The 9,595-nt window shown below is 67.3% G+C and carries 9 protein-coding genes and 1 pseudogene; 3 read left to right on the top strand and 7 right to left on the bottom strand.

Going from position 1 to position 9,595, the window contains the following annotated elements:
• Positions 1–27: 27 nt before the first annotated feature.
• Positions 28–1,410 (top strand): hypothetical protein, encoded by a 1,383-nt coding sequence (locus AB0F17_RS56425; RefSeq protein ID WP_358042477.1) that lies wholly within the window; start codon positions 28–30, stop codon positions 1,408–1,410.
• Between the two features lie 86 nt (positions 1,411–1,496).
• Here AB0F17_RS56425 and AB0F17_RS56420 read toward each other — a convergent pair whose 3' ends face one another.
• Genes AB0F17_RS56420 through AB0F17_RS56410 form a run of 3 tightly spaced genes read right to left on the bottom strand, consistent with a single transcriptional unit; the run spans position 1,497 to position 3,050 of the window.
• Positions 1,497–2,174, bottom strand: a complete 678-nt coding sequence (locus AB0F17_RS56420) for a hypothetical protein (protein WP_358042474.1) — start codon at positions 2,172–2,174, stop codon at positions 1,497–1,499.
• Positions 2,167–2,850, bottom strand: a complete 684-nt coding sequence (locus tag AB0F17_RS56415) for a sigma-70 family RNA polymerase sigma factor (protein WP_358042471.1) — start codon at positions 2,848–2,850, stop codon at positions 2,167–2,169. The genes AB0F17_RS56420 and AB0F17_RS56415 overlap by 8 nt, the downstream gene beginning before the upstream one ends.
• Positions 2,847–3,050 carry a hypothetical protein gene (locus tag AB0F17_RS56410; protein ID WP_358042468.1) on the bottom strand — a complete coding sequence of 68 codons (204 nt, stop codon included), beginning with the start codon at positions 3,048–3,050 and terminating at the stop codon, positions 2,847–2,849. The genes AB0F17_RS56415 and AB0F17_RS56410 overlap by 4 nt, the downstream gene beginning before the upstream one ends.
• 639 nt (positions 3,051–3,689) lie before the next feature.
• Between AB0F17_RS56410 and AB0F17_RS56405 the strand changes: the two genes are divergently transcribed.
• Positions 3,690–5,381: a serine/threonine-protein kinase gene (locus tag AB0F17_RS56405; protein WP_358042465.1), complete on the top strand. Its 1,692-nt coding sequence runs from the start codon at positions 3,690–3,692 to the stop codon at positions 5,379–5,381.
• Here the strand turns inward: AB0F17_RS56405 and AB0F17_RS56400 are convergent.
• From AB0F17_RS56400 to AB0F17_RS56390, 3 genes are all read right to left on the bottom strand, one after another.
• Complete coding sequence (locus tag AB0F17_RS56400; protein ID WP_358042463.1) at positions 5,368–6,651, bottom strand: MFS transporter; 1,284 nt, start codon at positions 6,649–6,651, stop codon at positions 5,368–5,370. The two genes, AB0F17_RS56405 and AB0F17_RS56400, sit on opposite strands and share 14 nt — an antisense overlap.
• Positions 6,652–6,864: 213 nt before the next feature.
• Entirely contained in the window at positions 6,865–7,308 is a 444-nt protein-coding gene (locus AB0F17_RS56395; RefSeq protein ID WP_358042460.1) for a nuclear transport factor 2 family protein, read from the bottom strand.
• A 32-nt stretch (positions 7,309–7,340) separates the two neighbouring features.
• Positions 7,341–7,823: a DUF3237 domain-containing protein gene (locus tag AB0F17_RS56390; protein WP_358042457.1), complete on the bottom strand. Its 483-nt coding sequence runs from the start codon at positions 7,821–7,823 to the stop codon at positions 7,341–7,343.
• 143 nt (positions 7,824–7,966) lie between these two features.
• Here AB0F17_RS56390 and AB0F17_RS56385 point away from each other — a divergent pair, with 143 nt between their 5' ends.
• A complete protein-coding gene (locus AB0F17_RS56385; protein WP_358042454.1) occupies positions 7,967–8,635 on the top strand; it encodes a helix-turn-helix domain-containing protein in 669 nt (222 codons plus the stop codon).
• 226 nt (positions 8,636–8,861) lie between these two features.
• Here the strand turns inward: AB0F17_RS56385 and AB0F17_RS56380 are convergent.
• Positions 8,862–9,524, bottom strand: a pseudogene (locus AB0F17_RS56380) (IS701 family transposase); the annotation flags it as partial.
• Positions 9,525–9,595 lie beyond the last annotated feature (71 nt).

The raw sequence follows: 9,595 nt of genomic DNA, 5'->3' as shown, positions 1-9,595 counted from the left end.
TCCGTTCCCGACCCAGAAAGGCCCCAGATGACCACGAACAACCCGACCCACTCCGTCCGCCGGAAGTCCGGCTCCGCCGCCAGCCACACCGACGCAGCAGCAGCACCCGACTCGCCTACCGTCGACGAGAGCGCTGTGAATACGGGGGAAAGGACCGAGACGCCGAACAACCCGACTGACGCGCCCACGCAGGTGAAACAGCCAGACAAGGCTGACGACGACGCGTGGATGAAAGCCTTCGACGTGGACTTTCTCAACCAGGTCATTGAAGAGAGCCGCAGTGAACAGGATCCCGATAACAACACGGTCCCAACCAAGACCGCACAGTCCAGCAAAACAGTGAACAGGCGGACCCTCGCCACGCCCCATGCCGCCGAACCCTCCGGCGGGAACGTTTCAGGACAGGGGGAAGACCTGTTCCGAGCAGAGGTCTACCTCCAAAAGAAGTATCCCGACGCGCTGTCCTTCAGCGGGGAGTTACAGAGCATCGTCGAAAGCTCTGGACTGGAGAGCGACCCAGCGTTCGTCACATCATTGCTTGACGGAGTCGTGAAGTCTCCGGGCGAATTCGAGAGCAACACGAAGGAAATCCACACAGCAATCGCAGTAGCGGCGTCGCTGCGGGCCGGGGACGGACAATGGGCGAGCAGCATCACCTCCTACCTGAAGAATCTGTCAGCGAATGACAGATTCGTGCCCGCCGTGTTTTACGATTTCATCGCGCCTGGGTTGAGGCTGGACCAGAGCCTTCAGCTCCGTAACGGAAGGGTGGACTTCACCACTCCGGACATCATCATGTACAACCCGGTGATCGAGACGACCAAAAAGGGCATAGCCTGGATCGGTGGTGACCCCTACGAGGGCCCCTATCTGAACATCGGCTTTGGCCTGTTCGGCTTCATGGCGAGGGTGACCTTCTCCGGCTCGAACAACAGCGGGCACGAGGTAGGTCTTCTGCAGTACGTCGAAAGCAACCGGATCGCCACGTACGCCGACGGCACCCAGGTAACCTGGCGGTTTCCTCGGTCCCTCGATACATCCCGCCCGCCGTGGTACCAGGGAAAATCCGTCCAGATCACCTCGGACGAATCCGCGAGCATCTTCCGCACCGACTCCCCGAATTGGCTGCTTCCGCACACGATCAAGCGCCAGCCGCTGACCAGCGTCTCCATCACCGATCGCTTCACAAGCTACCTCGCGGTAAAAACGGGAGAGCAGGAATATCTGACGCTTGACGCCTGCGAGTGGCAATTCACTGCCGCCTACCATGGGCGGACCTCAAATCAGTCGTTCGCGAAGTACGAGGTCACACCCTCGGACTTCGCGAACGAAATAATCAACATCCTCGAGAACCCGGCGACCGCACAGAAATATGATGCCACGATCACGAACCCACGGTCCACGCAGTAAGTGAGCCATCATCACAGTGGACTCACGGGCTAATGACCCGCGAATCCCGACCCGACCTGCAGTCGGCCCAGCGGTAGCCGAAGTCATCAGCAGGTCACTAAGTTGTTGCCGTCGTCGTAGAGCTCATCGACGTCCTGCCGCAGTCTCTCCAGCTGATCGAGCAGCTCTTGCGGATCGGGAACCTTGCCCGCCTTGTCGTCGTACGACGGCTTGGTGATCGTATGCCGCACGAGCACGCCCTTCAGCTCACGCCACACGGTCAGCGGCCGCAGTTCACAGTCGAGTTGGTCGATGATGAGCAGGGCGGACTCGCGGGGCAGCGTGCGGGCGCGCAGCCCGCACTCCATCCGGACCAGCAGGATGCGCACCTGCGCTGCCGGCCAGGAAGGCGATTCCACGACTCCGTACGGGGCGTCACACCTATCGGGGTAGGTGACCCAGCGCTCCACCGCGGACTGCATGGTGCACAGCCGCGACAGCAACCCCTCCATGACCGAATCGGTGTGGCAGCAGCCGTCCGGCGCTTGTAGTTGCCGCCGGGTCTGGTCCGGTCCCCGGGTGAGTTCCTTGAACGGGCTGATCGGCCATCCCCAGTGGGGAGCGGCGCCGTCCAGCAGTTCCGGTACCGTGCCGGCGTTCTGTTCACCGCGTGCCAGTCGCATCACCTCAGCTTGGCCAGCGGCGAGATCTACCGCCGACTCAATCATGGTGTCGATCTCCTGGTTGACGGCGTTGAGGATCGCGTCCAGCTCGGCGTCAGACATCCGATGCGCCATCGTCCCTACCCCCTCCGGTGAGCTTGTCCTTCAAAGTGGTTCGGGCACGACTGAGGTTCTTACGTACGGCGACTGGCGTCATGCCCAGATGCTTGGCCGTCTCCTCGGCGCTGTAGCCGTCCACGGTCCAGGCCATTACCTGGCGTTGCCGCAGCGGCAGCTCGCCGATCAGCCGCCTCACTCCGTCGGCCTGTTCGCCGACCTCGAGTGCGGCCTCGGGGAACACCAGGTCGCTGCGATGACCTGGGGCCAGCAACTGCTCGCCGTCCGGCAGCTTCGCGACCGGGTCCTCCCCTGGCCTGCTGCGATCTCGCAGGCGCATCAGCTTGCGCTCGGCGACCCGGCGCAGCCATGCCCGAGGCTCGCGCAAGTTTCCCCACTGCCGAAACGCCGTCACAAAGCAGGCTTGCACGACATCGGCGGCAAGGTGCGGGTCAGCGCCCAGCCTCACCACGAAGCCCATCAGCCGAGGGGCCTCGCGTTCATAAAAGGCCGTGAAGTTCTCCGGTGCCGGTTGGTCGACCGAGCTGATGCCGTCCAGCGCCTCCGAAGCCTTCGTCACCTTCGGAGCTCCGGCGCCGCCCGAGCCGAAAGAGAGCTGACCGTTGTGCTTGTCGTGCTCGGGGGGGAATGCGTAGAGCAGGCCTTCGGCGAAGGGGGTCATGAGGCATGCTCCCGTGAAAGGCCCCGGTCGATCTGGATCACCGCGCCGTCGGCCGCTCGGACCGTCAGCGTGCAACCCGGCGGCAGTGCCCGGACCATCGCCGGGGTCGTGCTCGCCGTGTGCGCACCGGCCGTGCTGGGCCGGTGCCGGCCGCGCAACCAGGTGCGTACGCAGTGACTCAGGTACAAGATCGCCAGCACTGCCGCACCTGCAAGGCTCACCTCCACGGGCTCACCTCCTACTCCTCGATTCGATCACCGGCATCGCGCCGCTGTCAGGAAGTGCCACGGGCCCGCCGGATTGTGACATTTCCCAGATCAGTGCCCTGTTTCGGCTGGCTTCCTCGGGTCGCGAGAAGCACCCGTGCTCGACATCCAGATCAGCGTCACCGGCAAGATCCTCTACCCGCCTCGCTTCTTCCCTGCCGACCACGAGGCGCCCGCCATGTGGTCGGCGACCCTACAGGTCAACGGTCCGCCGCAACGGCTCCACCTACGTCCCCACCCGGCACGTCGAGGTCGGCACCCGGCTGCAGCTCACCGACACCCCGCCGCTGCTGCCGGAGGGCGGCGTCACCACCACCACCGGCCGGGCCAGAGGCAGGCGCACATGCGGTGTTCAAGAAGGCGACTCCACCAAGTCATGCGAGGCAAGAAGGATCTTGACGAGAGCCGGCACACGCTGCACCACGCGTTCCGCTACAAAGGTGCCCCAACCCGTCCAAACTCAGTCGCCACCAGGCAGCCCGTTCCTCCGTTAGAGTCTTGGGGAACGGGCATGCCGGGCGGAGGATCGGTCGGTTGAGTCGACGGGGCAACGAAGGCGAGAGGACAGCGACGTTGGGGCAGCAGGGGCGCTCCGCAGGCACTCCGCTGACGCCGGAAGACCCGCCGGCGATCGGCCCCTATGAGCTGATCAGCCGCCTTGGCTCGGGCGGCATGGGCACCGTCTATCTGGCCAAGGCCCCCGACGGCGTACAGGTCGCGCTCAAGGCGATCCGCCGCGACTACACCGCCGACCCGGTCTACCGGGCGCGCTTCCATGAAGAGGTGTCCAACGCCCGCAAGGTCGCCTCGTTCTGCACGGCCCGCGTCCTGGACCACGGCGAGCACGACGGGGTCCTCTACCTGGTCACCGAGTACATCGAGGGCGTCTCCCTCGAAAACCACCTGATCGAGCACGGCCCGCTGACGCCGTCCGTGCTGCACTCGGCGGCCGTGGGCGTGGCGGCGGCGCTGACCGCGATCCACGCCGCCGGCCTGGTGCACCGCGACCTCAAGCCGGCGAACGTGATGCTGACGCTGGGCGGCCCCCGGGTGATCGACTTCGGGCTGGCCCGCTCGACCCACGTCTCCTCCCGCCACACCAATGCGGGCATGGTGATGGGCACGCCCGGCTGGATCGCTCCCGAGCAGGTCTTCGAGGGCCGCACCAGCCCGGCGGGCGACGTGTTCGCGTGGGGGTCGCTGATCGCCTACGCCGGGCTCGGCGGCCACCCGTTCGGCGAGGGCGACGCCTACGTCATGGCGGCTCGCGCCCGCACCGCCCCGCCCGACCTGCGCGGCCTGCCCGCGCCGCTCGACCGGCTGGTGGCCGCGGCCATCCATCCCGACCCCGCGCGCCGCCCCGCGGCCAAGCAGCTCCTGCTCGAACTCGTCGGCGCGGCCGACGAGCCGGCCGCCCAGCTCGCCGCGACGCGCCACCTCAGCAGCTCGTGGAATTCGGCGGAGTTCCCGCCGCTGGCCGAGTTCCCGCACAATCCGCAGGTACGACAGGCGCCGCCGGGCTGGACCCCGCCGCCGCAGGCCCATCAGCCGCATGCGCACCCGCCTCAGCCCCACCCGTCGCAGGCCCACCAGCCTCAAGCCCACCAGCGAACCGGCCCGGGGCCGCTGCCGGGACGCGGGCCGATGCCCCGCCCGGCCGCCCAGGCGCCGCCACCACCCCGTCAGGCGCCCCTGTCTCCTCAGCAGACAGGACAGGTGCCACTTTCCGCCCATCAGACGGGGCAAATGCCGCTGCGGCCCGGGCCGAGGGGCCCGGCGTTCCCGGCCAAGCCGAAGAGGAGCGTGTTCGCCAGTTGCCTGACCGCCATCGTCGTGGCCATCGTGCTGCTGGTGCTGCTGCTGGCCGTACTGACGTGGGTGCTCAGATCGCCCGACCCGGTCGGCGCGGACAGCCCGGTGCAGGACGGGAAGCTGCAGTTCGCGGTGACGGGCACCACATGCCCCAAACCCGCGAGGAGCGCGAAGCAGCGCACCTGCCAGGTGAGCGTCAAGATCAACAACATCGGCCAGGAGGCCCGGGTCCTCTACCCTGGCCAGCAGAAACTGGTCGACGAGGACGACGCCTTACACAGCGGCACCAAGCTGCTCAACAACGCGGGCTCGGAGGTCACACCGGTCCGCATCGGGCCGGGCCAGTCCTTCAGCGGCGCGCTGCTGTTCGAGTTGCCGAAGGAGGCCCAGCCCGCGGGGCTGGAGCTGCATGACTCCGGCCTGAGCACCGGGGTCCGGGTCAGGTTCGAGTAGTGCCATAGGCAGCGGGGTCGGAGATGTCGATCTTCGAACGGTCGGGCAGCGCGAGCGTCGCCGCGAAGCCGATCACCGCACCGATGATCATGAACACCGAGATGGCCTGCCAGCCGTAATCGTGCAGCAGCCAGACGGCGATCAGCGGTGCCGGCCCGCCCGCGATGACCGAGGCCAGCTGGTATCCCAGCCCGGCTCCGCCGTACCGCAGACCGGTCGGGAAGCTCTCCGCGATGAGCGCCGCCTGCGGGCCGTACTCCATGGAGTGCTGGAGCTGCGTGATCATCATGGTGAGCAGGATGACGACGGCGATGCCGGTGTTGAGCAGGGCGTAGTAGGGGAAGGCGATCACCGCCAGCAGTGCGGCCCCGATGAGGTAGATCCTGCGGCGGCCTATCCGATCACTGAGGTGCCCGAAGTACGGGATCGCGAAGAGCTCGACGGCCGCCGCGGCGCTGACGGCGGCGAACGCGAACGTGCGCGACATCCCGATGTGCGGGGCCGTGATGTAGGTGATCACGAACGTCGTGTAGAGGTAGAACGGCATCTGCTCCGAAACGCGCAGGAGCGCGCTGAGCACGACCTCCTTGGGATGCTTCTTGATGACGTCGACGACCGGCAGCTTGGCCACCTGCTTGGTCTCCAGGAGCCGCGCGAACAACGGCGTCTCCAGGACCCGCAGCCGCACCCACAGACCGACGGCGACCAGCACGAGACTGGCCAGGAACGGAATCCGCCAGCCCCAATCCTTGAACGCGTCGCCGGCCGTGAGGGCCACCAGCGACATCGCGCCCGTGCCGAGTATGAGGCCGATGGGCACGCCGACCTGCGGCCAGCTCGCCATCAGGCCGCGCCTGCGCTGGTTGCCCCACTCCATCGACAGCAGCACCGAGCCGCTCCACTCGCCACCGACCGCGATCCCTTGCAGGATGCGCAGGACGACCAGCAGGATCGGCGCGGCCACGCCGATGCTGGCGGCGCCGGGCAGCACGCCGATGAGCGCGCTTGAGACGCCCATCATGACGAGAGTGATGATGAGCGTGGCCTTGCGCCCGATGCGGTCTCCCCAGTGCCCGAAGATCGCCGCGCCTATCGGCCTGGCGGCGAAGCCGACCGCGTACGTGGCGAACGACGCCAGGACACCCGCGTACGGGCTCGACTTGGGGAAGAAGACGTCGGCGAATACGGTCGCCGCGGCCGTGCCGTAGAGAAAGAAGTCATACCATTCGATGGCAGTACCGACGACGCTCGCCGTCGCTGCCTTCCTCACCTGGGATTGGTACTCCGCCGCTGGTAACCCGTGATCGTGCGTCACCTGCGCCTCCTCAGCCCGGACCGGGACTCCCAGTGTGATCCGGCTCACACGTCACCCGGTTTGCGCGATGCTTACCCGGCTGAAGCACGACAACACGGGATTTGTCAGATCGTTAGCGACAAGTGGTGACTTTCTGGTGTCGGACGCTGTCTGCGAGGGCCTTCGGCGTCATGAATGACCCCTGACCACGGCCGCCGATGCGGCGGTGAGCGCGGCTTGGGCCTGGGGAAGGTCGATGAAGGTGTCCTTGCGTTCGACCAGCCCGTTCTCGTCGAGCGTGACCACGTCGAGGCAGTCGAAGCGGATCGGGCGCCGGTCGCCGCCGGGATCGGCGAGGACGGCGGTGAGTGCCCAGTCGAGCACCCAGTGGCGGTCGCCGATGATCGTCCGGTGGATGTCGAATCCCATCTCCGGCCACTGGGCGAACATGGCGGCGAAGGTGTCGCGAAGTGCGGGCCGGCCGTGGACCGGCTGCTCGCCGTTGTGCAGCCAGAACTGGGTCGCGGGCGAGTGCAGCGCGACGATCGCGTCCACGTCGCGGGTGGCGAAGGTCGTGACGTAGGTGTCGAAGAGTTCCCTGACGTCGTGTGCGGGCGATGCGGTGGTGGGCATGGCGCTGGTCCTCCTATGACTGACCGAACGGATTACTGGATGCTGTATACGCGGTAGTTGACGTGCTTGAGCGACAGCTCGTTGACCGCGATGGCGACGGTGGAGTTCAGCCACGCGTAGCGCTCCGCGCCGGTCTCGAACAGCGGCGCGGACCGTGCGTGCATCTCGTCCCAGCCGATGGTCTCGCCGGCCCACAGCCGGCTGATCGCCTCGTCCGAGAGTGTGGCGCGACCGGTGACGGTGACGAACACCAGCTCGTCGTCATGGGTGCGGATCGTCGCCCGGACGTCGAGGCGGGCGACGCGATCGGCGCCGACCATGATCCAGTCACCACCGCCGGGCAGGAACTCGCCGCGCAGCCGCGGCCCCTCGACGGTTCCGCGCTCGACGACCGCGATCATGCGCGTGCCCAGCGGGGTGGCGAAGGTCTGCATGGCCTGGAACGTGATGGCGAAGTCGCACAGGCGCTCGACCGCGACCGCGGTGATGGCCGGGTCGGTGTCGAGAAGGGTCATGTGGTCCTCCGGGGCCGGTCGTGGAGTAGGTGCTGATCGTGCTGTGGCACCACCTTGAAACGATCACTTGGAAAAGTCAAGTGTTAACTCTGAATTTCAGATCATGAACTTGGACTTGGCGTGACATGCGGTAGGCTGCCGTCATGGCATCGCGTTCCTACGGTCACTACTGCGCGGTGGCCAAAACGCTCGACCTGGTCGGCGAGCGGTGGACCCTGCTGGTCGTCCGCGAGCTGCTGGACGGCCCGAAACGCTACGTCGATCTGCTTGGCGGGCTCGTGGGCATCTCCACCGACATGCTCGCCACCCGCCTGAAGGCGCTGGAGGAAGCCGGAATCGTCAGCCGGCGCACGCTTCCCGCGCCCGCCGCATCAAAGGTGTACGAGCTGACGCCGCTCGGCCGGGATCTGCAACCGGCGATGACCGAGCTGGCCCGGTTCGGCATGCGCCTGCTCGGGGAGCAGGGCGGCGACGACGCCTTCCAGATCCACTGGATCACGCCGTCGCTGCGGGCGATGTTCCAGCCAGAGCGGGCCCAGGCCCTGTCCCTCACCGTCGAGTCCCTCACCGTCGAGTTCAGAGTGGGCGCCGACGCCATGCACGCCCGCGTCGCCGACGGCGCGCTGCACACCTACCCCGGCCACGCCGACGATCCCGACGCCGTCCTGACCTTCGCCGATGCCGCGACCCTCGCCGAGATCGGACGCGATCCCGCCGCGTCACCCACCGCCGTCTCCACCGGCCGTCTCCACGTTCAAGGAAGACCTGACGCCGTCCAAGCCACGAGAGAGCTCTTCGGACTCAACCGCTAGTACTGCAACGGTGCTTATGGTGATGAGGCTTGAGCTCTTGGGGTGTGGCCTCGTCGTTTGTAGTGGCTGGTTCGGTCCTGGTGTTGGCGTTGACGGCGCCAGCGGGACCAGTGCAGGACGTGGGCGATGCCGCGGTGGACCGGTCGGGCGAGGCCGGCGATCAACCGGCGGATCTCGGGAACGGTGAGTGGGATCAGGTCTGGTGTTCGAGCAGGCTCAGCCCCTTTTCGAGGTGCTGGGCCCGCAGGACGGTGAGGTAGGCGTGGGCGGCCATGGCGAGGGTGATGTGCCGGTGCCAGCCCTGGTGGCGTCGGATCTGGTAGTCGTCCAGGCCGCACTGGCCTTTCGCGGTCTGGAAGCACTCCTCGATCGCCCAGCGGGCGCCGGCGATGGCGATCAGCTCGTTGAGGGTGGCCTCGGCGGGCGCGTAGGCGATGTAGTAGGCGATCTTCGTCGGGTCGGTGATGCTGCGGCGGGCCAGGACCCAGTGCTTGCGGTCGGGTCGGTGCCAGGGCCGGACCTCGACGCGGGCCCAGTCGTAGATCCGCAGGCCGTGGGCGCCCTCACCGCAGGACCGGCGCTTCCACTTCTGCCGGGGCAGGTCGGCGATCAGGTCGTGGAGCCGGTGGTCCAGGGCCCGTCGGGTGACGACGGTGTCGTGTCGGGTGGTGGCCACGACGTGGAAGACGTCGGCCTGCTCCAGCTCGTAGCGCCAGCCCTTGCTGTAGCCGTAGCCGGCGTCCGCGGTCACCCAGCGGAAGGGGATCCCGTCGTCGATCGCGCGGCGGACCATCGCCCTCGCGAGCTGAACCTTCGTGGCGAGGGCGAGGGAGATCGCGTGGTCGACGTTGGCGGCGTTGGCGGCGTTGGCGGCGTTGGCGGCGAGGATCCGGCCCACGGACCGCTTGGACGACCCGGTCCCCCGTGAGACCCCGCGCGCCACCGCGAACCCTTTTTACC

The organism is Nonomuraea sp. NPDC026600, assembly GCF_040638335.1.
Classification (GTDB): Bacteria; Actinomycetota; Actinomycetes; order Streptosporangiales; family Streptosporangiaceae; genus Nonomuraea.
This window is presented reverse-complemented; position numbering and strand designations above follow the sequence as displayed.

Bases quoted from the DNA above. Each gene is read 5' to 3' on its own strand.
- AB0F17_RS56390 (WP_358042457.1), bottom strand. From the start codon at position 7,823: ATGACCCTTCTCGACACCGACCCGGCCATCACCGCGGTCGCGGTCGAG.
- AB0F17_RS56420 (WP_358042474.1), bottom strand. From the start codon at position 2,174: ATGTCTGACGCCGAGCTGGACGCGATCCTCAACGCCGTCAACCAGGAG.
- AB0F17_RS56385 (WP_358042454.1), top strand. From the start codon at position 7,967: ATGGCATCGCGTTCCTACGGTCACTACTGCGCGGTGGCCAAAACGCTC.
- AB0F17_RS56425 (WP_358042477.1), top strand. From the start codon at position 28: ATGACCACGAACAACCCGACCCACTCCGTCCGCCGGAAGTCCGGCTCC.
- AB0F17_RS56415 (WP_358042471.1), bottom strand. From the start codon at position 2,850: ATGACCCCCTTCGCCGAAGGCCTGCTCTACGCATTCCCCCCCGAGCAC.
- AB0F17_RS56395 (WP_358042460.1), bottom strand. From the start codon at position 7,308: ATGCCCACCACCGCATCGCCCGCACACGACGTCAGGGAACTCTTCGAC.